The 22,517-nt window shown below is 60.4% G+C and carries 19 protein-coding genes and 1 pseudogene; 8 read left to right on the top strand and 12 right to left on the bottom strand.

Annotated features, from left to right (window positions below):
* The first annotated feature begins 197 nt into the window (after positions 1-197).
* On the top strand, positions 198-1,619 hold the full coding sequence (locus MTX23_RS11795) for an amidase family protein (RefSeq protein WP_280976803.1): 1,422 nt from the start codon (positions 198-200) through the stop codon (positions 1,617-1,619).
* A 186-nt stretch (positions 1,620-1,805) separates the two neighbouring features.
* Here MTX23_RS11795 and MTX23_RS11790 read toward each other — a convergent pair whose 3' ends face one another.
* Positions 1,806-2,438 carry a TetR/AcrR family transcriptional regulator gene (locus MTX23_RS11790; RefSeq protein ID WP_280976802.1) on the bottom strand — a complete coding sequence of 211 codons (633 nt, stop codon included), beginning with the start codon at positions 2,436-2,438 and terminating at the stop codon, positions 1,806-1,808.
* A 297-nt stretch (positions 2,439-2,735) separates the two neighbouring features.
* Positions 2,736-3,407 (bottom strand): response regulator transcription factor, encoded by a 672-nt coding sequence (locus MTX23_RS11785; protein WP_280976801.1) that lies wholly within the window; start codon positions 3,405-3,407, stop codon positions 2,736-2,738.
* 463 nt (positions 3,408-3,870) lie between these two features.
* Between MTX23_RS11785 and MTX23_RS11780 the strand changes: the two genes are divergently transcribed.
* Entirely contained in the window at positions 3,871-4,758 is an 888-nt protein-coding gene (locus MTX23_RS11780) for a response regulator transcription factor (RefSeq protein ID WP_280976800.1), read from the top strand.
* Between the two features lie 304 nt (positions 4,759-5,062).
* On the opposite strand, the gene MTX23_RS11775 is transcribed toward MTX23_RS11780, so the two are convergent.
* Positions 5,063-6,421 (bottom strand): O-antigen ligase family protein, encoded by a 1,359-nt coding sequence (locus MTX23_RS11775; RefSeq protein ID WP_280976799.1) that lies wholly within the window; start codon positions 6,419-6,421, stop codon positions 5,063-5,065.
* Positions 6,422-6,901: 480 nt separating this feature from the next.
* On the opposite strand from MTX23_RS11775, the gene MTX23_RS11770 reads away from it, so the two are divergent.
* From MTX23_RS11770 to MTX23_RS11745, 6 genes and pseudogenes are all read left to right on the top strand, one after another.
* Positions 6,902-8,317 carry a lipopolysaccharide biosynthesis protein gene (locus MTX23_RS11770; protein ID WP_280976798.1) on the top strand — a complete coding sequence of 472 codons (1,416 nt, stop codon included), beginning with the start codon at positions 6,902-6,904 and terminating at the stop codon, positions 8,315-8,317.
* Between the two features lie 57 nt (positions 8,318-8,374).
* Positions 8,375-9,154: a polysaccharide deacetylase family protein gene (locus MTX23_RS11765; RefSeq protein ID WP_280976797.1), complete on the top strand. Its 780-nt coding sequence runs from the start codon at positions 8,375-8,377 to the stop codon at positions 9,152-9,154.
* 21 nt (positions 9,155-9,175) lie between these two features.
* On the top strand, positions 9,176-10,453 hold the full coding sequence (locus MTX23_RS11760; RefSeq protein WP_348637553.1) for a glycosyltransferase family 4 protein: 1,278 nt from the start codon (positions 9,176-9,178) through the stop codon (positions 10,451-10,453).
* Positions 10,420-10,599 (top strand): annotated as a pseudogene (locus MTX23_RS11755) (transposase domain-containing protein); the annotation flags it as partial. The gene MTX23_RS11760 and the pseudogene MTX23_RS11755, both read left to right, overlap by 34 nt.
* Positions 10,600-11,013: 414 nt before the next feature.
* On the top strand, positions 11,014-11,991 hold the full coding sequence (locus MTX23_RS11750) for a Wzz/FepE/Etk N-terminal domain-containing protein (RefSeq protein ID WP_280976796.1): 978 nt from the start codon (positions 11,014-11,016) through the stop codon (positions 11,989-11,991).
* Positions 11,992-12,251: 260 nt separating this feature from the next.
* Positions 12,252-12,893, top strand: a complete 642-nt coding sequence (locus MTX23_RS11745) for a phosphatase PAP2 family protein (protein WP_280976795.1) — start codon at positions 12,252-12,254, stop codon at positions 12,891-12,893.
* A gap of 135 nt (positions 12,894-13,028) precedes the next feature.
* Here MTX23_RS11745 and MTX23_RS11740 read toward each other — a convergent pair whose 3' ends face one another.
* The 9 genes from MTX23_RS11740 to MTX23_RS11700 all read right to left on the bottom strand — a co-directional run bounded on the left by MTX23_RS11740 (position 13,029) and on the right by MTX23_RS11700 (position 22,398).
* Entirely contained in the window at positions 13,029-14,363 is a 1,335-nt protein-coding gene (locus MTX23_RS11740) for a Gfo/Idh/MocA family oxidoreductase (RefSeq protein WP_280976794.1), read from the bottom strand.
* Between the two features lie 6 nt (positions 14,364-14,369).
* Positions 14,370-14,933, bottom strand: a complete 564-nt coding sequence (rfbC, locus tag MTX23_RS11735; RefSeq protein ID WP_280976793.1) for a dTDP-4-dehydrorhamnose 3,5-epimerase — start codon at positions 14,931-14,933, stop codon at positions 14,370-14,372.
* 20 nt (positions 14,934-14,953) lie between these two features.
* Positions 14,954-16,036 (bottom strand): GHMP kinase, encoded by a 1,083-nt coding sequence (locus MTX23_RS11730; protein ID WP_280976792.1) that lies wholly within the window; start codon positions 16,034-16,036, stop codon positions 14,954-14,956.
* Between the two features lie 30 nt (positions 16,037-16,066).
* Positions 16,067-17,134 (bottom strand): SDR family oxidoreductase, encoded by a 1,068-nt coding sequence (locus MTX23_RS11725; protein ID WP_280976791.1) that lies wholly within the window; start codon positions 17,132-17,134, stop codon positions 16,067-16,069.
* Positions 17,127-18,386, bottom strand: coding sequence for an HAD-IIIA family hydrolase (locus MTX23_RS11720; protein WP_280976790.1), 1,260 nt, complete (start codon positions 18,384-18,386; stop codon positions 17,127-17,129). Before MTX23_RS11720 ends, MTX23_RS11725 begins: the two co-directional genes overlap by 8 nt.
* Positions 18,386-19,021: an SIS domain-containing protein gene (locus MTX23_RS11715; RefSeq protein WP_280976789.1), complete on the bottom strand. Its 636-nt coding sequence runs from the start codon at positions 19,019-19,021 to the stop codon at positions 18,386-18,388. Before MTX23_RS11715 ends, MTX23_RS11720 begins: the two co-directional genes overlap by 1 nt.
* Before the next feature lie 112 nt (positions 19,022-19,133).
* Positions 19,134-19,466, bottom strand: a complete 333-nt coding sequence (locus MTX23_RS11710) for a hypothetical protein (protein WP_280978372.1) — start codon at positions 19,464-19,466, stop codon at positions 19,134-19,136.
* A gap of 29 nt (positions 19,467-19,495) precedes the next feature.
* A complete protein-coding gene (locus MTX23_RS11705) occupies positions 19,496-20,689 on the bottom strand; it encodes a glycosyltransferase (protein ID WP_280976788.1) in 1,194 nt (397 codons plus the stop codon).
* A 38-nt stretch (positions 20,690-20,727) separates the two neighbouring features.
* Entirely contained in the window at positions 20,728-22,398 is a 1,671-nt protein-coding gene (locus tag MTX23_RS11700) for a GMC family oxidoreductase N-terminal domain-containing protein (protein WP_280976787.1), read from the bottom strand.
* Between the last annotated feature and the right edge of the window lie 119 nt (positions 22,399-22,517).

Here is a 22,517-nt window from a genome sequence, read left to right as displayed (position 1 = left end):
GAAGCGACGAAGCAATCCATCGCACTACACGCGCAGATCGATGGATTGCTTCGCGGAGCCTGTCATCGGGCGGCGCTTTGCGCCGACCCGTTGGCTCACAATGACGCGCGTGGCTCGCCTCCCGCGCATTGCCACGACTGCGGAAAATGTTCTACAGCAGCAAGAACAGAAGACTTATAAGAGATGGAGACAAGCAAGTGGCAGATCAGGGGCTCATTCGGGAAACGGCCTGCGCCGTCGTCGATAAGCTGAAGGCCGGCGAGGTCACGCCGCTGGATCTGCTCGACGTGCTGGAAAAGCGCATCGCCGAGGTGGACGGCAAGGTGAATGCGTTGCCCACCCTCTGCTTCGACCGCGCCCGCAGCCACGCCAAGGCCCTGATGCAGAAGCCCGCCGCCGAGCGTGGCCTGCTCGCAGGGCTTCCCGTTCCGATCAAGGACCTCACCGCTGTCGAGGGCGTGCTGACCACGCAGGGCTCGCCGATCTTCAAGGATAACATCCCGGCAAAGTCCGATCTCCTGGTCGAGCATCTCGAAAACAATGGCGGCGTGATCTACGCCAAGTCGAACACGCCGGAATTCGGCGCCGGCGCCAACACGTTCAACGAGGTGTTCGGGCCGACGCGCAATCCCTGGGACACGTCACGCTCGGCGGCCGGCTCCTCCGGCGGCGCGGCCGTGGCCCTTGCGACCGGCACGGCCTGGCTCGCGCACGGCTCCGACATGGGCGGCTCGCTGCGCAACCCCGCCAGCTTCTGCGGCATCGTGGGCTTGCGGCCGAGCGTCGGCCGCGTCGCGCACACGCCGAAGTTCGGGGTCGACCGCACGCTCGGCGTACAGGGACCGATGGCGCGCAACGTCGAAGACCTCGCGCTGCTGCTGGATGCGATGAGCGGAGAGCACGCGGCCGATCCGCTGTCGCTGCCCGCGCTGCCGACGTCGTTCCTCTCGGCGGCGCGTTCGAACCAGAGGCCGAAGCGCGTTGCCTATTCGCCCGACCTCGGCATCACGCCTGTCGATCCCGAGGTCAAGGCGATCACGCGCAAGGCGGCGGAGCGCTTTGCAGAAGCCGGCGCAATCGTCGAGGAGGCGCATCCCGACCTGCATGAAGCCCACGAATGTTTCCATGTGCTGCGCGCGTTCGATTTCGCGATCAGCAAGGCCGCGCTGCTGCGCACCAAGCGCGACCTGCTCAAGCCCGAAGTGATCTGGAATATCGAGGAAGGGCTGAAGCTCACCGTCGAGAAGCTCGAGCGCGCCGAGGCCCAGCGCGTCGCGATGACCGAACGTGCGCTTGCCTTCTTCGACAAGTATGACCTGCTGCTGGCGCCTGCGACCATCGTGCCGCCATTCCCGGTGGAGAACCGTTATGTCGCCGAATGCGACGGCAAGAAATTCGACAACTATGTCGAATGGCTCGGCATCGTCTACGCGATCACGCTGGCCTGCTGCCCGGCACTGTCGCTGCCCTGCGGTTTCACCGCGTCCGGCCTGCCGGTCGGTTTGCAGATGGTCGCGAAACCCCGTGCCGAAGCGAAGCTCTTGGCCGGGGCGAAGGTGCTCGAGGATATTCTCGGCCTGCGCGGCACGACGCCGATCGATCCGCGGCCGCCGAGGTAAGGACGCGACCTACTCCGTCACCAATTCTCATGGTGAGGAGCGCGGAACGCGCGTCTCTGGACGATGCTGCGCATCGCCAGGCGAACCATGAGGCCATGCACGGGCCTGCATCCTTCGAGACTCCGCTTCGCGGCTCCTTAGGATGAGGAAATGAAGTCGCCACTCGTATGGTAACAAGGCAGCGTCCTAGGCCTTCTCTTCCGTCGCCTTCAGCGCGACGGTGAGCGCAAGCTTAGTCTGCTCGACGATCTCGTCCAGCAGCTCCTCGCGGCTGATCTGCGCGACCTCGCCGGTAAGCAGTCCCTGCTCGGCTAGCATGACGATGCCGTGCAGCCCGGCCCAAATCTTGAGCGCCTGGCGTTCGCGCAACAGGCCGACGGCCGGTGCCTCGAACGCCTCGATCAGGAGCGCGAGCGTTTCCATCGCCGCGGTATGCAACTCGCTTCCCTTCGGCGCACAGGCCATGGTTCGCGAGGCAAACATCAGCCGGTAGACGCCGTGGCGCTGCAGCCCGAAGGCGAGCGCAGCCTGCGCGAAGCGTGACAATTTGGACTGCTTGCCTGGTTTGTCGATCGCCTCGCGCATGATCACGTTGAATTGCCGGAACGCCTCGGCGGTGACCGCCTGCAACAGCGCGTCGCGATCGGCGAAATGCCGATACGGCGCCGGCTGTGAGACGCCGAGTTGCTTGGCCAGCGCCTTGATGCTGATCGCCTCCGGCCCGCCAAGCTCGACCTCCTGCAGGGCAGCCTGGATCAGGGCTTCTCGCAGATCGCCATGGTGGTAGGTCTTGAACGGCTTACGAATGATTTGTCCCATTGCGGTGATGATCGCTGGTCGTCAGGCAACAGAGAACGTAACATTAGCGATATCAACCGCTTACGTCACTTCCTCCAAACGGCGCGTACGCAATCTGCAGGCCATTAACCGCGAAACCGGCAGGTCCGTCCATCAAAAACAGCTGCCCGAACGCCACGGAAATACCACCGGGCGATCTGCGTCCCACGCAGTACGGACGAGACGTGTCAACGGGTGGCAGTCGAGAGGGCCGCGCCTGGGCGTCCAGCGGTCCGGCCCTGCCGCTCTTGAAGGCAGCCCAATCCGGCTTCCGCGTCCTCAGGACTCAATGGAAAGCCGACCTCCGGAAACAAGCTCGAAGCCCTCGCTTTGCGAGATGGCGAACGCCGCGAGAGCCGTTCGATTGCTGATCTCGAGTTTCTGGAAAATGTTGTGCAGATGAACCTTGATGGTGCCGTCGGCGATGTTCAATCGGCGTCCGATTTCCTTGTTCGACAATCCCGCAGACACCAGATGCATGATCTGCCGCTGGCGCCCCGTCAGCGATGCCAGCCCCTTTTCCGCGATCGTGCTCATCTCCCGGGGAGCAAGCGGACTGGATGACCGCGGCAGCAGTCGTTGGCCATCGGCAACCTGCCTCAGGGTCTGAACCAAGATGTCCGGCTCGGCATCTTTCGGAATGACGGCGTAGGCTCCAGCCTCGACCAGCGCCACCCAGTCTTCCTCTTCGACCGATGCTGTAAAGAACACAATTCGCGTTGCGACGTTCGCGGCATTTGCCGCAGAAAGTATTTCTCGCCATGACATGTCGAGGATCGAGAAATCCAGAATAGCGATATCAGGCGCAAACCTGCGGATCGCGTCGAGACAGTTCGTACCGTCGATACAACGCGCGACAATTTTGAAATCACGCTCCGCACTCAGCGCGCTACTGAGGCCTTGCAGGACGACAGGATACTGGTCTGCAATCACCACACTCGTACAACGCATCCGAACCTCGGTTCGCCCTCCTCGCGACATGCGCACTGTCTACCCCTCACCCATACAACTTCCCTTTTTAGCCTACCTCATTTGGAGAGATAATCTTTCATAAAATTGCACGTTGCATTGCAGCAACGCGAATTTCCGCGCTCTTCGCGGAGGTCAAAAGACCACAATGTTTGATGGTCACATATCAAACTTTCATCCGAAAGGTGCGCCATGTCCTCGCGCATCGTTGATCGTGCGGTCGATCGGCCTATACCCAAAGGCATATAGGGATATCGTGCATTCGAATCTAAACTTTATAAATGGCGTCACAGTGAACGGAGGTTCCGCACGAATCGGAAACTGCATCCAACAGATATTGACGAAGCCTTCAAATTTTTTCCGCCACCGCATTAGCCACCGCATCAAGGCGTAAGAGTCGGATTTCAACCGCGCCCCCACTGTAATTTTGGCAGGGAGTTTCATCATGAGGCGGCAACATTGCTTTTCAGTCGTACTTGTCGGCAAAAACGGATTACGCAGGGAAGGTCTGGCTGGCATCCTCCGATCGGCGAATTTTCGCATCCTGACTTCAGTTTCAAGCGCCGATGATTTGCACGCACGCAAGGCTCCTTCTTGCGAGGTGCTGTTTCTTGTCGTCCATTCGGGCGACGAATTTGACGCCACCGTCGAGCAGATCGAACTTTGCAGGAGCCATCGTCCGGACGGACGCATCGCCGTCGTGGCCGATCGCTACCAGATGAACGAGCTGGTTTTGGCATTCCGCGCAGGCGCCACAGGCTACTTCGTCGACATCACGACCCGCGACGTGTTCATCAAGTCGATTGAGCTCGTGATGATGGGGGAAACGGTTTTCCCGGCGACGTTCCTGTCAGGGACCCTCGATCCCGCGGCGGATGGCCCGAACGGGACAGGTTCGCGCGACAACAGGGACACCGCGATCATTGCATCGGACGACAGGACCTCTCCCCAGCTTTCGCCACGGGAGAAATCGATTCTGCGCTGCCTCATCGAAGGCGATTCCAACAAATGCATCGCGCGAAAGATCAATATCGCCGAGGCCACCGTGAAGGTCCACATCAAGGCGATCCTTCGCAAAGTCCGGGTCCACAACCGGACGCAGGCGGCAATTTGGGGGATGAACAATGGGTCGCTGACGCGACCGGCAGACGACAGCTCTCGGCCCTTGATCCCGGATTCAAGCAACCCCGATTCCAACAAGGTCATCGGCGAAATCAGACAAGTTGAGGGGCCGACACTGGCATGCGCGGTCAATCACCAGGCAAACCACGTCGACGTGGCTCACATCGAAAGCCTAATCCCTCGAAGGACTCTCGGCACGACGCAAAAATAGGCACCCACGTCAAGGCTGCCGACAGGAGCAGTCGGCGACCTCCCCGCTGTTGAAGAGGGCTGGGAGCCATCTGGCGCTGTCCACGACGGCCGGAATTGAGGTGCCCGGCCCGACCTCAATTGCTTCCCGCGGACACGAGGCGTCAGCACAAGACATCAGAATAGGTAAACTGAGCAGGCACCCAAGGGCCGGTCCCGCGAGGGACCGCAACCGTGCTCTGTGCCGGTCGATGCGTTTTGTCCGAGCAAACGGCAACCAATCACGTCATAACACATCGCGGCCTCTCGCTAATCGTGGAGCGCATTCAGCTGGCCGTAACCCTGAACCCCCGCCAGACCGGCTCGTGATGTTGCGCGCGATAGACCATGACCGAGCCTATTCCGAAGCCGATCAGGCACCAAAACCAGACGCCCTGCACGGGCGCCTCGAGCGTGACGTCGAATGTAGCATTGATGACAATCGCCATGACATAGCAGGCGATGAAAAGGAACAGAGCGGCCCAGTCGGTCTGCCCGCGGCGGCGAGCGATCCACATCGTGCGCATCATCATACCGAGCCAGGAGGCGAGGAAGGCACCCCACAGCGCCAAGCCCGGCACGCCGGCCCGCGCCAGGATCGTCATGTGCACATTGTGCGGACTTCGGAGTGGACGCGTCAGTCGGTGGTTGTCCGAAATGCCAGCCGCTTCGGCCAGATTCAATCCGAACCCGCGTCCGGTCCAGAAATATGGACCGTAGACCGTATTGTTGACAATCACGTTCCACCATTCCACGCGCCATTCCTTCGTGCCCTCGGTCTGCTCTTGCCCCTCGCCGGCTATGCTCACAATGTTGTTGACAATCTGCCGCGTGCTGATCGGACGCTCTATTGAGGAGGCCGTCTCGCGATAGTGAGTGAAAATCGGCTCGAGGACGTAAGCCACAGCAAAGATCCCCAGCCCGGCCACAAGAACAATTGCCAGTTCGCGTATCTTCCCGAGCACGAGGGCCGCAAACGTGACGGGAACGGCAAAGGCAAGCATACCGCCGCGACTCTGGGCGCAAACCATCGCGAGCGCCGCGACCAGAAGAGCAATCCACGGCGGCGTCGCCTTGCGAAATCCCACAACGGCGAACACCGCAGCTCCGGCCAAATGCGTCCCAAGCTCGCTAGGTGCAATGAGAATTAGGGGAACATCTGTTCCGGGCACATTCGGAATGTAGTTCTCCATGAAATGATTGAACGCGAAAATGAAAGGAATGGCCAGAACATAGATCTTCGAAAATCCGCCATAGCAACGAACTATCGTATTGATGCGGTGCGGGTCCTCCAGCAGGAGCGCGATGATGATGAAGGCGAAGCCTCCGTACATGATCACGACACTGTCGCGCAGCGCATCGAAGCCATACATGCCAACAAACGGCAGCGTTCGCAGCATCACCCAAGCCATCGCCGCAGCAAGGAAGAGGCTCGGCAAACTCGCAAGTGCAGCGATGAGGCAGCTGGTCCGCAAAAAGATGATAAATCCGGTGAGGAGGGCTATCTCTCCGATATAGAGGGGCGGAAATCCGAGGTATGCAAAGCCCTTTCCAATGAACGCGTATCCGAGCACCACGCCCCAGAGCAGCAAGAGATAACGGTCGCCCAAGTTGGCCGGTCGTAATGTGCTAGAAACGTAATCCATGCGTTTTCCAAACCAACGGACACAAGGACTGCCGCGCATGAGCGCGATGTGGCTGCCTCAACTGCTTGTTCGGCGACGGCCGTCCGAACACTAGCGGCCTGGCGCGCGCGGTCCCGGTCAATTTGTGGCTAGGCTAGTTCTTCATGAGTACTCCCTTCTGGACGCATCATGACTACCCCCCGCTCATGCACTATTGCCCCCTATGAGCAGTTATCAATCGTTGTCCTGTCAATCATCATGCGACGGCGCATTGAGGCGCGATCGGCCTCGCAGAGACCAAGCGCCAGGCGCCTCCTCTGGATGCAGCGAAACGGACTTGAATGGCTGTTTCGGCGGTGCTCGGAACCGCGCCGCCTAGGGCGTCGCTATGCCTACGCGGTCCCCGGCTTTCTTGGCGAGCCCCCTGCATCGTGCAATCGGAAGCAGCGGAGGGAGATCGCTGCCTGAAGCCGGGGAAGCGCCACCTGGGAAGGAGGAAGGTTGAACTGGGATTTGAAAGACAGCCTGCGGATCACGGAACTGCGCACCCCCTGGGCAACTTGGCAAACGCACGCCTTGGCCCTGGCAGATCAGGCGGTGGTGAGCGGTACCAGCTTTCTGACAATGGTCGTGGTCGGCCGCTCGACCTCTGCGAGCGAGCTGGGGCTTTACTCGATCGCAAGTTCCCTGCTGGTCGCGTTGGTTACAATCCAGGATTCGCTGATCTCGCTCCCTTACACGATCCAGCGGCATCGGCTGCTGGGAAAGCCGGCTGAACACTCGAACAGTTCGCTCAAACTAAGCTTTCTGCTGTCGGCACTTTGCATTGTCGTTCTGGTCCTGACCGCTCGGGGCCTGTCCTCATGGAACGCAAAGGCCAAGCTGGTGGCAATGATCTGGGCGCTGGCGGCGGTGGCACCATTCGCGTTGTTGCGAGCATTCTGCCGGCGGTTTGCTTTCGCGCACTTCCAGATGAACCAAGCGCTGATCCAGGACACTGCAGTGGCCGCGATCCAGCTTGGTGGACTCGGCGTGCTGGCATGGACTGGGCTGTTGTCCGCCACCACGGCGTTCGCCGCAATCGGCGCAGCGAGTGCTGGGATCGGTGTCGTTTGGTTGTACCGCGCGCGCGCCACTTTTGCGGTCCGCGGGGACAATCTGCCGGAAACGATGCGGCAAAGTTGGAATCTGGGAAAATGGCTCTTAGCCAATCAGCTGATCATGGCAGCGCAAACTAATGCTACCTACTGGCTGTTGGCATCGGCCGCTGGCACGAGCGCGACAGGTGTCTACGCCGCGTGCATGAGCATCGCCTTATTGACAAACCCTCTGATCATGGGGCTTAGCAACGTCTTGGCTCCGAGAGCCGCCTTGGCCTTCAAGGAGGGAGGTGGCGCGAGGTTGCGGCGCGAGGTCATTCAGGAATCGCTGGTGCTTGGCCTAGTGATGGCCTTGTTCTGCATCGTGACCCTGTTCGTCGGCGAGCAGCTTATGCATCTACTCTATCACGGCAAGGAGTACGAGGGGAACGGCCACACCGTCACGGTCCTGGTCCTGGCGACGCTGGCGGGGGGGATGGGAATGCCTGCTTTCAACGCCCTGGCAAGCGTTGAGCGTGCGCGTGAGAGCTTCTGGATCGGTGCATTCGGAGGCATTCTCGCCGTTGCTCTCGTCTGGTGCTTGGTGCCCGGGTGGGGCTCGTTGGGGGCCGCCTGTGGATTCCTGGTGGGCACCGCGATCCGGGCGGCGGGAAGGTGGCTAGCGTTCTTGGCCCTCGTCCCGCGGCACGGCCCGGAAGCGGTTCGGAGGACACTTCCGGATGCAGGTCCGAGGACGATCGGCTCGGATTCCATCTCTGCACCGCTGAAGCCGGTGCTCTCCCGTCCCATGGACGCAAGAATTCAAGACCGAACTTGAGAGATCCGGTCCGAACTAACTGTTCTGCCAGCAAGCAATGAGTGTCGCGCGGTGACTATGAAGCAGACATACATCACGACCAGTTGGGACGACGGTCATCCATTGGATTTGCGCGTGGCGGAATTGCTCACGAAGTATCGCCTGCACGGCACGTTTTACATACCGAAGGCGGCAGAGAGCGGGACGATGACGGCGGCGCAGGTCCGGGAGCTGAGCTGCGCTTTCGAGATTGGCGCACATACCCTCCATCATGTTGTTCTCACCAGTACCACCGACCAGCAGGCTTGGCAGGAAATCATCGGTTCCAAGTCTTGGGTTGAAGAAAACACCGGTCTGCCGTGCCTCATGTTTTGTCCGCCGACAGGCAAGTATTCGAATTGTCACCTGGAAATGGTCCGAAAGGCCGGCTACCTCGGCTTGCGCACCGTCGAGATGGTTTCTCTCGACTTCCCACGACAGAAATCTGGACTCATGTTGCTGCCGACCACGATTCAGGCTTATCCGCACAGCCTCCTCGCCTTCGCGAGGAACAAGATCAAGCGGGCCGCCTTCGGCAACATGTGGCGGTTTGTTGCTCACGGCTGCACGACTGAGTGGCCGACGTTGGCGCGATCCTTGTTGCGTCAAGCCCTCACATCCGGCGGCGTGTTCCATCTCTGGGGCCATTCATGGGAGCTGCAGGAAACCGGCCAGTGGCAGCGTCTGGATGAAGTCCTGCGATTCATGGGTGAGTTCGCGAGCCAAGCCCCCGCGCTTACAAACGGGCAAATCTGTCTGAAGGCTGCCTCCTCCCACGAAACAGCGCGAGCGGGAGAACTCATCAGAAACGAACGATGAAAGCTGGCCCCAACGGGATCAATGTTCCCGCGGCCGAGACTTGCCCACGATACAGTCTTCGTCGGGATATCCTCTGTGATGAAAATTCTGGTAGCCCACAATTTCTACAAGATGCCCGGTGGTGAAGATCAATGCGTGGCCACCGAGGTCGCCATGCTCAGAGCGCATGGGCACGAGGTGACGCAATACTGCATGCGCAACGAATCGATCGATTCCATGAGTCGCCTTGACCTCGCCTCGCGCACGATCTGGAGCCGGCCGGCGTTCCACGAGCTACGACAGCTGTTCCGAGCGCATCGGCCGCAGATCGCCCATTTCCACAACACGCTGCCTCTAATCTCACCGGCCGGCTACTATGCGGCACGGGCGGAAAATGTGCGCGTCGTCCAGACCTTGCACAACTTTCGTCTTCTCTGCGCCAATGCGCTTTTGTTCCGTAACGGAGAAGTCTGCGAAGACTGTCTGGGAAAATCGATTCCCTGGCCGGGCATCGTCCACAAGTGCTACCGCAACAGCCGCGCGGCGAGTACTGCCATCACGACGATGCTCACGACGCATCGAGTACTGGGCACCTGGCGGAAGGCGGTCCATGTATACGTCGCGCTCAGTGAATTCTCTCGACGCAAACTTGTCGAAGGGGGCCTCCCCGCGGACAGGATCGTGGTCAAACCCAACTTCGTCTACCCGGATCCTGGCCCCGGTGCGGGGACAGGCGGGCATGCCGTGTTCGTTGGGCGACTATCAGCAGAGAAAGGGGTGGGCACGCTCCTCGATGCTTGGCGGCATCTCGGTGGCAGTGTGCCCCTGAAGATCATAGGCGATGGTCCAATGTCCGCGATGGTGCAGGAGGCCGCGGCGAACGACGCCTCGATCGAATGGTTGGGAACTCTCCCGCTCGAGGCGGTTTTTAAGTTGATTGGAGAAGCGGCATTCTTGGTGCTGCCATCCCAATGCTACGAGAATTTTCCCCGCGTCATCACCGAGGCGTTTGCAAAAGGCACACCGGTGATTGTTCCCAAGCTGGGGTCAATGGCCGGGCTGGTCGACGATAACCGCACGGGGCTGCACTTCACGCCGGGAGACCACGCCGATCTCGCCGCGAAGGTGCATCGGCTCGTGGCGGAGCCGTCACAACTGCCGCCGATGCGGCAGGCCGCTCGCCAGGAATTCAACGACCACTTCACCGCTGACGCCAACCATAAGATGCTCATGACGATCTATGAGCGGGCCCTCTGTGGCCGCCCCAAAGTCGAGTGCGGGGCGTTGGCGCCGGGCATTGGGCCACTACCGCCTCACTGATCGAGACCTGCAAACTCAACAATATCAATCCGCTCGAGTATCTCGCCGACGTCCTCATCAGGATCGTCAACGCCCACCCCAACAGCGATATCGATCAACTGCTTCCGTGGGCCTACCCGCGTCAAAACCTCAAAGCCGTGGCCTGAAAAGCGACGCTTACGTTGTAAACGAGGACATCGCGGACAATCGGCAAGTGAGCGCCGCGTCGAAGGCGGAGCGACACCACCGCTGGTCTGCTTCTGGGACTGTTCCAGGCCGGGGATCGTGGCGGGAAAATGCCTTGGCGCCGAACCAGAATGCCAACGCGACCGCCCTGCAATCCAGGGGCAAGTCTGAAGGCTGCTAACGCGCAGCGGCGGCGTTGAGTTGTGCGCCAACCAGAAGGTCATTCGGGTTACCCCCGCTGCAACCCTTTTTGATGCGGATTACCCCCAGGGAGCCCTTTTCATCAATCTTCATCGGGCGTTCACTTCTATCAGTTTGGGGCAACCTCAGACTGAGCGGTATGTCTCGTACCGCAGCTGAAACCTGTCATCCTTAAGGTAACAGGAATATCCGGAATGACGGTTCAACTCAAGATCGAGACCAAAGAGACCGCTGACTTGCCTGCCCATTATGAGCAACTCGCGCACGACACACTGCGGGTCCTGTGGCAACGGAAGTTGCTGATCTCAGCGATCCTCGTCGCGGCCGTTTTGCTCGTGTCAGTCATGCTCGTGCTATTAGGGCCACGTTATTCGAGCGAGGCCATCATCGAGTTCGATTTCAGCCGCGAGGCGCCGACCGCCGGTGCGCAAATCCAACCGACCGCCTCGGTGGAGGCGGCGGCCATTGTAGACAGCGCAGCGCGCGTCATTCGCTCGCGGGCGACCGCCAGCGCGGTGGTGACTCGGCTCAGGCTCGACAAGGATCCTGCTTTCGCGCGCCGGTCGGCCTTTTCGTATGTCCAATCAGTGCTCGGTTCGTACGTCCAATCAGTGCTCGGTCTGGAGGCGGCGGCGACGCCGTCGCCCCACGACCTTGCAGTGAGTGAGCTCATGCGGAAGATCACGGTGACAAACGAGCTACGTAGCTATCTGATATCGATTGCCGTCACTACAGGAGATCCGGAACAATCCGCCAATCTCGCCAATGCTGTTGCGGTGGAGTACCTTCGAGGCGAATTGCTGCAACAGCTGACCGACGCAAAAGCCTCGGCTGAGCGCGACCTAAATCACCTTGCTTCGCTCTACGGCGTACGCCACCCGAATTACGTGAACGGCCGGACAAGGCTCGAAGATTGGGACGCGCAGTTGAGGGCCCTGCCCGGGTTGCCAGCCGATGACGTGGTCAAGCTCGTGAGGGGGCTGTCGCTCCTTACTGCCGAAAAAGTCATGGTTCCTTCCGGCCCCAATATCACGTTGATCCTCGGGCTTACGATTGTCGCCGCGCTCGGGGTTGGGATCTGGCTGGCTCGGTGGCTTGGGCCGCGCAGGCCCGTCCGGTCGCAGCGGCTCGCCGTCCTGGGTGAGCAGTTTTCAGGGCCCGTCCGCGGATAATCGATTTGGCTTTCGGCTTCCTTCACGGGGAGTGGGTCGCCACTGAACGACTGCGCCGATGTTCGATCCGTAAAGCCGCTGCGAGAGATTCGACGCACCGGCAGGAACCATAGGGAGCGGATCTGATGCGAGCGGTCCCCCATCGCCGGTGCCTGGCAAATGCAGCTGCGTTTTCGCTTTTGTTTCTCGGGAGCGCCATACTGGCACTGTATCCGGATTGGTTGAACAGGCCCGTCGCAAAGGCCATCAATAGTCTAACAATGGACTGGCAGTTCGCGAATGCGCTTGCCTTCAGTGTCGCATATCCAATACTGCAGGGTTTGGCCGTAGTATCGCTGGTCTGGTGTTGCTGGTTCTCTGGCATCAAAGCGGAATTGCGAGCTCACATAGTCAGTGGCACTTTTGCGGCTATCCTTGCTGGGCTCATCGCTCATCTATTGCATCGAACGCTGCCCTCATCTCCGCGGCCCATTTTCGATCCACTGCTTCAACTTCACGTACCGGCCGTCCTTGGCGATATCGACACCCTGAGGACCACCTCATCTCCTAACTCGCACACTTTTCCGAGCGAGCGTGCGACCATGTTCGCGGGCTTGGCAATTGCCGTGCTTCTAATTCGACCCAAGCTTGGATTACTCGCGCTTGGGTGCGCGATGTTGGCGGATGTTTCGCGCATCTACTTAGGTCTTCACTACCCGACTGACATCATAGGAAGCTATTCCCTGGCCGCTGCTATGGTGTGGCTCGCGCAAATGCAGTGGAGTTCTGAACTGGGTCTTCGATTCGTCAGATGGGAACGTATCTCCCCATCGACCTTTTACATGTGTGCTTTCGTTGCGTCCTACCTAATCACCACCGCGTTCCAGGATTTGCGCGATCTTGCGGGCATTCTTCTTCCGTAACCGGCACGAAGCGCCCGTCTCGCCATGAGGTTCGCCTGCGATACGCCCTGGCACGAGCTGATATGTGGGTATCCATTCGGCGTAGGCCGCAGGGTCACCGCTTAGGCAGTCCGGGTTTTATCTTTGTAGATCAGCTTAGGCATTTACCGTAGCCCAAGAGCGTATGGATGACGGGCTGCCGAAAAAGAGCGTGTCTTGCTCCCGGCGCAGGGCGTCGCACAACCGGCCCACCGGAATCTCGACGTCATCGTATCCGAGCACGTGGTCTCGCGTGACGTTCCGCCGAAGACGACAGCCTTCGGCGAGACCGATCGGAAGAAGGCGCTCGGCGTGAACGATCTGCGCGTTCTCGCACAAGCCGTAAGTCATGTAGTGGCCAAGCCCATCCAGGACCTCTCCGGCCTTGAGATCCCTCTTCGCGGCTGCAACCACGTCGACGTGCGGCGCGCCGAGCGGCGTGATTGCTGCATCTCGGAAGATCGCCGCGCGGGCAATCGTGAACGGGACCTCAAAGTGACAAAGATGATAGGGCCAGTAAAAGCAGTAGAGTGGGCCCGCTCCCATCTTGTAGAGCGATAGGTAGTGCTTCTCGACCGTATCGTTTGTTGTCCCAAGTACGAATATGCCCGGGTTTGGCATAGCTCCGACACAGTAATCCACGATACCGGGGCCATCGAGAAGCTCGTCGATCGGGTACCAGTTGACCGCTTCCTGGATCGGCGTGCCGGCCTCGACGACGGGACCGTGCATCCCGCGCCTGGCAACCCGCATGCCCGTTGCATTGGCAACGATCGCGTTCTCGAAGGATATCTTGGTGCCGTCTGCGAAAGACGTGACCATCGGGGCCTTCATCCCCCATCTTCTGGCGAACCCCTCCTGGGTTGTGGGATTGCGGTAGGGGTCGTGCAGACCTTTGATGTTCCCGCACAGAACCGGCCTGATACCCAATCCCTTCACCCACCGGTACAGGTTCATGATGACGCCTGGCTGGTCACCTTCCGTGTTCGTGATGACCACCCCGGCGCGGTCGGCATAAACCTTCAGGATCGGGCCGAGGGTGCCGTCGAGTTCGGCGTTCATCATGACGACGTGCTTAGCTCGGGCGATCGCCCGCATGACCACATCGGCCGCGAATTCGATCGTACCGGTGACCTCCAGGATCGCATCGATCCCATTAGCGTTGCAAAGAAGCATTGGATCGTCGGTGATCGCGCGCTGGCCCCGGGCGATGCAGTCGTCCAGTTCGTCCACGCTGCGCACATGTGTGACATTGCTCTCGCCGGATTCGGCGTATGCCCTACTGGCTCCCTCAAGATGACGGTTGGAAATCGCGGCGAGCTCCATGCCCTTGGTATAGTGCAGCATCTGACGCGCGATGCCTCTGGCCATGAACCCGGCGCCCACCATTCCCACCCTGATCGGGGTGCCGGCCCGTTTCAGCCGCTCGAGCTCGCGGTCGACGATGAACATGGCTGTCTACTCCTGATCGGCGGTCGCGACGAGCCTGCGCTCGTCCACAAAATCAGGCCAGCTGCAGTCCTTTTCGGAGATGACGGCGGGCTCGGCGGGCCACTCGATGCGAAACGCCGGATCGTTCCAGCGCACACCCCGCTCAGCGGCCGGCGTATAGAACTCAGATACAAGATACGTGACCTCCGTCTCGTCCGCGAGCGTCAAAAAGGCGTTCGCGCAGCCTTTCGGGACGAGGAGCATGCGGTAGTTTTCCGCACTAAGCTCGACCGCTATGTGACGCATGAAGGATGGCGAGTCCGGCCTCAGATCGAGCATCACGTCGTGCACGGCGCCGCGAACGCAGCGCAGGAGCTTGTCCTCCTGGTACGGGGCGACCTGGTAGTGGAAGCCGCGCATCGTGTGCTTGCGGCGGTTGAAGGAGATATTCATCTGGACGATCCGGTTGGGGAGGCCGCGATCGTCGAACTCCTGGCTGCACCAGCCGCGGGCAAAGAAGCCGCGGCTGTCGGCTCGCTTGTCAAGTTCTACCGTATAGGCGCCCTCGATTTCGGTGGTCTTAAAAATCATCTGATCCTCCGAGACCAGCCTCACCCGGCCGGGTAAAGCACCCGCGAGCCGTGTACCTCGTACCCAAGCGACACCAAGGGGAGGTCCGAGAGCGCCTGACGCACCCGCTCGCGTTTCTCCGGCTTCACGATGAACATGAGGAAGCCGCCACCGCCGGCGCCGCAGAGTTTGCCACCTTCGGCACCTGCCTCAAGGGCTCGCGCGTAACAGCGGTCGATCTCCGAGGTGGTAATCTTGGAAGCAAGACCCCGCTTCATCACCCAGCCGCGGTGAAGAGCCTCGCCCACCTGCTCAAGCTCGATGTGGTGACCGGCGCAGAGGGCACGAAACTCATAGGCGTCGTTGCGCATGTGCCGAAGGACGTCCAGGTTTCGCGACGTGTTGCTCCTCTGCTCGGTGAGCACCGAGGCGGCCGGGCGCTGATGACCGGTCCAGAACATCATGATGTTGCTGAACAGGTAGGCAGCGGAACCGTTTCGGACCGGCTGCGGCTCGACCGTAACGCGGCCGCCGCGCCCGAACCGAAGCAGATTCAGGCCGCCGAAGGCGGCGGCGTATTGGTCCTGCTTGCCGATCGGCTCTTTAAGAACCTCCATCTCAATATAGCAGGCCTCTTCAGCTAGTTGACCCGCGGTGACGCGCTCGCCACGGAAGGCGTGGAGCGCGTGGAGCAACCCCACCGCAAAGGAGCTCGATCCCCCCATGCCGGTCGAGGCCGGCATGTCGGCAACGGTACTGATGAAAATCGGAGGCTCGATGTTGAGAAATTTGAGGCACTCGCGGGCGATGTTGTTGTCAATCTCCGCAATAGTGTTGACCTGCTCGGTGCGCGAGTAGTTGAGCCGGATCGGCTCGTTGAAGAGGTCGCTGTGGCGCTTCACAGTGACGTAGACGTATTTGTCAACGGCCGCGCTCAGGACGGCGCCTTCTTCAACCTCGTAAAACTCCGGCAAATCCGTGCCGCCTCCTGCAAAGCTGACGCGCAGCGGAGTCCGCGTCATGACGATGCTGGTCGGACGCCAGTTGGCGTAAGCAGGTCCGTGCCCCTCCTCATCGAGGATTACGGATGCAGGCTCGAGTTCACGCGTCGATAGAGTTTTCACTGCGCTCGGCCTCCTACCCTGTTGAGAGACTCAGGCTCGATTTCGGCTCACATTGGCTCTGATCTCAGTCCACCTGAGCGACTCGTCGATCGATCCGCTGTCGAGCAGATGCCGCAACCAGCTCAGACGCGTAAAACGCTTGTCCGTGAATACGCCATGCTTCAGACCGATTCTTTGGAACGCGGTGTAAAGCTCCTTCGCTCCGTCCCTCGCCGTCCATCGGAAGCGGAATCCCGGAAAGGTTCGCTTGAACTTGGCAAAATCCGCCTTGTAGGTGCGCTGATCCGCGCCGGGCTGCGGCACGCTCGCGAGTTCGCAGCCGGGAACCCTTTCCGCCGCAATCTGCCCGAGATCACGGATCTGGTGATTGAGTTCGTCCGCACCGATGTTGAAGGCCTCGTTGTGGACCGTCTCTAGTGGCGCCTCGAGCACCGCCTGAAACGCGCGCGCAACATCCTGGACATGAACGACTGGTCGCCAGGGTGTGCCGTCGCTTTGGATCACAATGCGGCCAGTCGTAAAGGCATTGCCCATGAAATCGTTGAGGACTGTGTCGAACCGCATCCGCGGCGATAGGCCGTAGACAGTCCCGTTGCGGCAAAACGTCGGGGAGAAACGATCATCGGCGAGCGTGCGCAGCGCCATCTCCGCCTCGACTTTGGAGCGGGCGTATTCGGTGCGCGGCGCGAGCGGCGCATTCTCGTCGACAACCGCCGCTTCCGACGTCCCGTACATGATGCAAGAGGATGAAAAAATGAAGCGCGGGACGCCCGCCTGCTTCGCGAGTTTCGCAAGCCGGATCGTCCCCTGCCAGTTGATCTCCCGCGTCCAGGCTTCGTTCAAGTTGCCGATCGGATCGTTGCTGAGTGCCGCCAGATGAATCACCGCGTCGAAACCGGCGAGATCCTTGGCGGTAACCTCTCGTAGGTCCTCGCGGATTGTCGGGACGTCAGCGAGGTCGGGGACGAGTGTGCAGACAGAGAAATATCCGGTGTCGAGACCAACCACGTCGAATCCCTGGCCCTGGAGCCAAGGCGCCATAACCGATCCGATATAGCCGTTGTTGCCGGTGATCAGGATCCGCTTGTTGTTAGGCATATGCGGGGGTGCCTTTCCGTTCAAGCAGTTGTCGGGTGACGTCGAGGAGCGAGCACGCACTGGTCACGCGACGGAAGGGGCAGTCAGCCGCCGCCGCAGCCGCGGCGTCGCGCTCGTCGTCGCCAACAAATAGCGTGCGCGTGAGGTCAAGGTGGAAGTCCCGCTGGGCTTGGTAAAGGAGGCCGGGTTTCGGCTTGCGACACTCGCAACCGTCTCCCCAATCGTGCGGACAATAATATATTGCGTCGATGCAGCCTCCCGCCTGCGCGATCTCACGCTTCATGCGGTCATGTACGGCTTCGAGGTCGGCCTCGTTCATGACGCCGCGACCGATGCCGGGTTGGTTGGAGGCGACAATTGTGCGGTAGCCCCGGTCGTGCAGGAGCCGCAGTGCCTCGAGAGAGCCCGGGCACCATGTCCACTCACTCCAGTTCCGTACGTATTGCGCCGGCGGCGGCTTGTGGTTGAGCACGCCGTCGCGATCGAGGATCACGGTTGGCTTGCGCCGCATGAAGGCTTCCGTTGCCGGGAGTCGCTCCAGCGAGCCGACGCCGTAATAGCGGTGATCGCTCGAATACGCCGTGAGCCGCCCCTGTTGAGCGAGCGGCGTATAGATCGCCTCCTCGAACAGCGTGTCCTGCTCGGGTAGCAGCGCGAGGGCGAGGTCTGTAAGGATCGCGTAACTGATTTCGACCTGCTGCAGCCCGGGGGTCGTGCGCAAACGATCGAATACGCTCACGTGGCCGTCGTGGTCGAGGAGGACGCTGCCTCGGGAGTAACCGTCCTTGTTGCCGTAGACGGTGATCAAACCGGGCTTCCCGGCCTCGCGGAACCGCGCCCACAGCCGGTTCATCTGCATCGGCCAGTAGTTGTCGCAGTACAACAGCAGGAAGCAAGGATCGATCAAGTGCCGAGCAGTCGCCACTCGGCTGCTGGTCAGTTGGTCGGGAGCCGTTACCGAGTACTCGATGTGCACACCCCAGTCACGACCATCGCCGAAATGGTTCTGTACGACCTCTGGCAAATACCCCAGGAGGATCAGGACTCGTTCAAAACCCTGGTCGCGCAATTGCTCGATCTGGTATTCTAGAAAAGGGCGCCCCAGAACCGGCACCATCGGCTTGGGCCGATCATCCGTGATCGGCCGCATTCGGGTGCCACGTCCACCGGCAAGGATGACTGCCTGCGTCGGCCGATCATAGATCCGGCCTTCGATACGCGCGTGGAGGGAAGTGTCGTCGAGGGCGGCCATTAATTAGGACCTGGTCTGTCGGCAACGAGGCACCTTGTGGCCGCGTGACAGATCGCTGAATGGACGTCCTCGACGAGCTCGTACCTGCCCTTCTCGGTCTCGACGCACACTGGCTCGTCGACCAGACCCTTCAGCACGCCCCCATCAAATCCGAGTAGGGCCACGGTGGTGAGCTTCAGCCTTCGCGCCAATTCGACCGCGCGCACCAGGTTCGGGGAGTTGCCGCTCGCAGAGATGCAGGTCAGCACATCTCCCGGGGTCGCGAAATTCTCAAGCTGGCCCGCGAACGCCCTCTCGTAACCTTCGTCGTTTGACAGAGCGGAGAACCAGGACATGTTGTCAGATAAGCACATGACCTTTAACGGTCGGCAGCCCGAGCGTTTGGTTGCCTTGCCAAGGTCATTCACCCAGTGAGAGGCGGTTGAAGAGCTACCGCCATTGCCGGCGATGTAAATGAAGGCCCCTCGGTCGCGGGCCTCACGGAAAATCTCGACTAGTCTCTGGACCGCGTACACTTGAACTTCCGCCAGCACGCGGCGCACACTCTCAAAATGCATCGAGATGACGTCTGACGTCTCCAGTGATGTCGAAATCACCGGCGGCACATGTGGTGATTCAGACCGAATTGTGCGCATGCGCCCGGTTCTCCAGGATGAACAACGGCTCAAACCTCTGGATCCATTAGACGCCAGATCTTGCCGCCCGACATCCACTCTTTGGGGGTAGGCCGGATTGGCCAGCACAAGATCATTGCGGCCAAATAGTCCTCAGTGAACAAGCCTCTAAGCGATTGAGCGGGGAGTCTGTTTTCGGATGCGAGGGCATTTGCGAACCATGATTCTGCGGTGCATCGGAGGAGACCATGCGGCCGAAGAAGCACCAGACGACGGGGCCGAACGATCGACGGCGCCGGCTACGGCCCATGCCAAGCAGTTCAAGCGGCATCGGCGGCAGTTGCGCATCCTGCGCAGCCGGCTGGGCCGGATCATCCGCGACATCCGTTGCAAGATCGAAGGTGAAGCTGCGCTCGAAGAGGCGTTCGCGCTCCCGCGGCGACGATGCGCAAAATCCCCGCCGCATCTTCATCTCGGGCCAGAAGCACGGGTATCTCAGGCGGCTGCGCTATCGGGCGATGGCGACATGGCGGCGGCTGCGACTTCGCTCAGCCGGGACTTGCGATCATGGAGCTGCGGAAGCGGCTCCATTCCGATTGTGGCCAAGATGTGCTCCCAGCGGTAGACCCAATCGTGCCGTAGCAGGCAACGCACGGCGTTCGTCCGGCGCACGCGCTCTATCCGCTCGGGCTGCGCATCCAATTCGTCGATCACGGCGGCGATATCGCTTGACTGTGGAGAGACCTCAATCACCGCATCTGGCCAATCGAAGCACTCTCGGAACTCGGCACATTGCGGCGTGGTGCCAAGGATGACGGCGCCCCCGGCGGCACCCTCGAACAGACGTGACGGAAGGACCTGCTCGCCTACGATCTTGTGCGATTTTGCACCCACTACTGCCGCGGGACTGAAGCCCATGAAGTAACGGGTGCGCTTGATAGTGTTGGCGAGAAGCAGTCGATGCTCCCGCCAATCCTTGACCTGGGAATCGCCGCTCGAGAGCGAGTCATAGAGATAGAAGAAATTGCGCCGTTCAGCCAGCGCCACCAATTGCCGATGTAGTCCCGTTGCGCGATTGCCCATCGAATATACATCGACGACCCGTTCGGGCGGCGAGGGATACGGTGTGGCAATCAGGCAATCGACGCCCGTCGCCAGAAAGGAACAGGGAGCGGACGTGTATGGGGAAAGGCGCGGTACGCTTGCGCTGTGAAGCAGAAACACGTGGTCGAACTGGTCCAATAGTCTCAAGTAATTGCTGTCCTGTTCGAGTGTGCTGGACCAGAGCTCGAACAGATATGCCACGGCGATCTTGCACCGTCCGCGCCAATTTTGGATGCGCGAGAGCTCAACGAAACTTTGCGGACTCCAGGCCACAAAGAAGAAGACGTCGTAGTTCTGGTCGAGCTCGACCCGCTTGATCGTCGGCGCGTTCTTCAGTCCAAGCCCCTTACGGACACCATTGACCAGCCTGTTGAAGTCGCGCTGGACGTTCAGACTGTCGTGAGGTGGCAGAATGCCACTGAGATACCTCGTCAGGTAGTTGTCGATGCCAGGCGCGACGAGGTCTGCATGATCACATTCGGTGACGATACTGCAGAACTCGTAGGACAATGCGAAGTGAGCTCGATCTTTCGCGTTAAAGTCAGAAGCAACGAGGATTCGTCTCTTCAAGGACAGGTCCTCCATGTTACCTTTTTGGCCACCTCTAGCCTCTGGATTGCGATCTACGCCTGTACGGCCGGCTGAGCCGGACGCTGGACCCAGTCGGAGGGATCAGAACGCATTGCGGGCAAAGGATGCCGTCCCAGAATCATGTCCGCGGCCTTTTCTGCGATCATGAACACAGCCGCGGACGTGTTGGCGGAGGGCACAGTGGGCATTATCGAGGCATCCGCTATCCGCAGGCCCTCCAAACCGTGGACACGTAATTGATCATCGACGACCGACGCCGGGTTGTCCTGCGGGCCCATTTGGCACGTCCCGCACACGTGATATGCTGTCAGTCCAGCTTCCCGCGCGTATTCTAGGCACTCGGAGTCGTCCGTGACCGAGGGACCGGGCAACTCCTCCCCGCAGTAGTAAGGCTGAAGCTCTGGGGCGCCGAGCAGCCGCCGAACCGTCCTGATGCCGTCGACAGCAACACGCTGGTCCCTTTCGTCCACGAGATAGTTGGGCTGAATGATCGGGGCACGGAAGGGATCGGGCGAGCACGCGCGGACGAATCCGGTGCTGTTCGGCCGCAGCTGATAGAATCCGGGCTTGAGGACGGGAAAACTTTCCAGGGTGTGGTTCGTATAATTCCCAATGGCAATATCCAGCTGAATATCCGGAGTGGAGGAGAGATCCCGCGAATTGGCGAAACCGTAGACGAGAGACGGACTAACGGCGAGAATGCTCGGACGGCCGAAGGCCCATTTGGCGCCTTCCCGAAGCAGAGCAAAGCCGTGCCCGCTGATCGTCTTGCCCTTCACCCGGACGATGAAATGGATCATGTAGTGGTCCTGCAGGTTCGCGCCGACGCCAGGCAATTCATGCAGGATCGGAACACCAAGGTCTGCGAGCAATGCTTGTGAACCGACCCCTGAAATCTGCAGCAGCTTCGGCGTATTCGTAGCCCCGGCGGTGAGGATCACCTCGCGGCGTGCTTGCAAGTCACGAGCAGGACGGCCAGGTCCTTGCGCGTAGCGAACCCCGATCGCGCGCTTTCCCTCGAACACCACCGCAGTGGCTTGGGCTCTGGTCCGAATCTCCAAGTTCCTCTTCTTGGTAACTGGTCGCAGAAATGCCCGCGCCGCACTTACGCGCCAGCCGTTCTCGATATAGCGCTGATAGTACCCGACCCCCGCCTGCCTTGCGCCGTTGTAGTCGGAATTGTGCGGCAGTCCGAGGTTGTGCGCAGCCTCAATGAAAGAATCGCAAAGCGGGTGTTGCCAATCGCAGTCCGTGATGGGAAGCGCTCCTTCCAGGCCTCGGTACGTGGTATCGCAGGTCCCGATTCTCCGTTCGGTTCTTTTGAAGTACGGAAGCACGTCAGCGTAGCCCCAGCCCCGGTTGCCCCGGCGGGCCCAACCATCGAAATCCTCGTAATGGCCCCGGTTGTAGTTCATTCCGTTGATCGCGGTCGAACCACCGAGCGTCTTGCCCTGCGGGATCGGTATGGCGCGGTTTGCCGTCGCTGGGCTCGGCTCCGTTTCGAACTGCCATGCGTATTTCGGAATTGATGAGGCCTTGTAGACCCCGGCGGGGACACGCAGGAAGACACTGTAGTCGGGCGGGCCCGCCTCGAGCAGGCAAACGGTGCGGTCTTGTGCGGCCGCGAGTCGATTGGCCACCACGCACCCCGCGGCCCCGGCGCCGACAATTACATAGTCGAAAACCTCTGTTTCCGCCGACATTGTTTCTACCCCACGGGTTCCACTGCATGGAGAATGTTAGCGGATGGGTCTTCGCGTCACTTGGCTCATCGGTGTTACCCCTTCGGAGCGCTTTTTGAGATTGTCATTCGCAGGCATGC

Source organism: Bradyrhizobium sp. ISRA436 (assembly GCF_029910015.1).
Taxonomy (GTDB): Bacteria; Pseudomonadota; Alphaproteobacteria; order Rhizobiales; family Xanthobacteraceae; genus Bradyrhizobium.
Note: the sequence above shows the minus strand (reverse complement) of the source record. Positions and strands in the feature narration are given on the sequence as shown.

What these genes read in the sequence shown, in the direction of transcription:
- MTX23_RS11790 (WP_280976802.1), bottom strand. Translation starts at nt 2,438, where the DNA reads ATGGGACAAATCATTCGTAAGCCGTTCAAGACCTACCACCATGGCGAT.
- MTX23_RS11785 (WP_280976801.1), bottom strand. Translation starts at nt 3,407, where the DNA reads ATGCGTTGTACGAGTGTGGTGATTGCAGACCAGTATCCTGTCGTCCTG.
- MTX23_RS11780 (WP_280976800.1), top strand. Translation starts at nt 3,871, where the DNA reads ATGAGGCGGCAACATTGCTTTTCAGTCGTACTTGTCGGCAAAAACGGA.
- MTX23_RS11775 (WP_280976799.1), bottom strand. Translation starts at nt 6,421, where the DNA reads ATGGATTACGTTTCTAGCACATTACGACCGGCCAACTTGGGCGACCGT.
- MTX23_RS11765 (WP_280976797.1), top strand. Translation starts at nt 8,375, where the DNA reads ATGAAGCAGACATACATCACGACCAGTTGGGACGACGGTCATCCATTG.
- MTX23_RS11760 (WP_348637553.1), top strand. Translation starts at nt 9,176, where the DNA reads ATGTTCCCGCGGCCGAGACTTGCCCACGATACAGTCTTCGTCGGGATA.
- MTX23_RS11750 (WP_280976796.1), top strand. Translation starts at nt 11,014, where the DNA reads ATGACGGTTCAACTCAAGATCGAGACCAAAGAGACCGCTGACTTGCCT.
- MTX23_RS11745 (WP_280976795.1), top strand. Translation starts at nt 12,252, where the DNA reads ATGGACTGGCAGTTCGCGAATGCGCTTGCCTTCAGTGTCGCATATCCA.
- MTX23_RS11740 (WP_280976794.1), bottom strand. Translation starts at nt 14,363, where the DNA reads ATGTTCATCGTCGACCGCGAGCTCGAGCGGCTGAAACGGGCCGGCACC.
- rfbC (WP_280976793.1), bottom strand. Translation starts at nt 14,933, where the DNA reads ATGATTTTTAAGACCACCGAAATCGAGGGCGCCTATACGGTAGAACTT.
- MTX23_RS11725 (WP_280976791.1), bottom strand. Translation starts at nt 17,134, where the DNA reads ATGCCTAACAACAAGCGGATCCTGATCACCGGCAACAACGGCTATATC.
- MTX23_RS11720 (WP_280976790.1), bottom strand. Translation starts at nt 18,386, where the DNA reads ATGGCCGCCCTCGACGACACTTCCCTCCACGCGCGTATCGAAGGCCGG.
- MTX23_RS11715 (WP_280976789.1), bottom strand. Translation starts at nt 19,021, where the DNA reads ATGCGCACAATTCGGTCTGAATCACCACATGTGCCGCCGGTGATTTCG.
- MTX23_RS11710 (WP_280978372.1), bottom strand. Translation starts at nt 19,466, where the DNA reads ATGCGGCGGGGATTTTGCGCATCGTCGCCGCGGGAGCGCGAACGCCTC.
- MTX23_RS11705 (WP_280976788.1), bottom strand. Translation starts at nt 20,689, where the DNA reads ATGGAGGACCTGTCCTTGAAGAGACGAATCCTCGTTGCTTCTGACTTT.
- MTX23_RS11700 (WP_280976787.1), bottom strand. Translation starts at nt 22,398, where the DNA reads ATGTCGGCGGAAACAGAGGTTTTCGACTATGTAATTGTCGGCGCCGGG.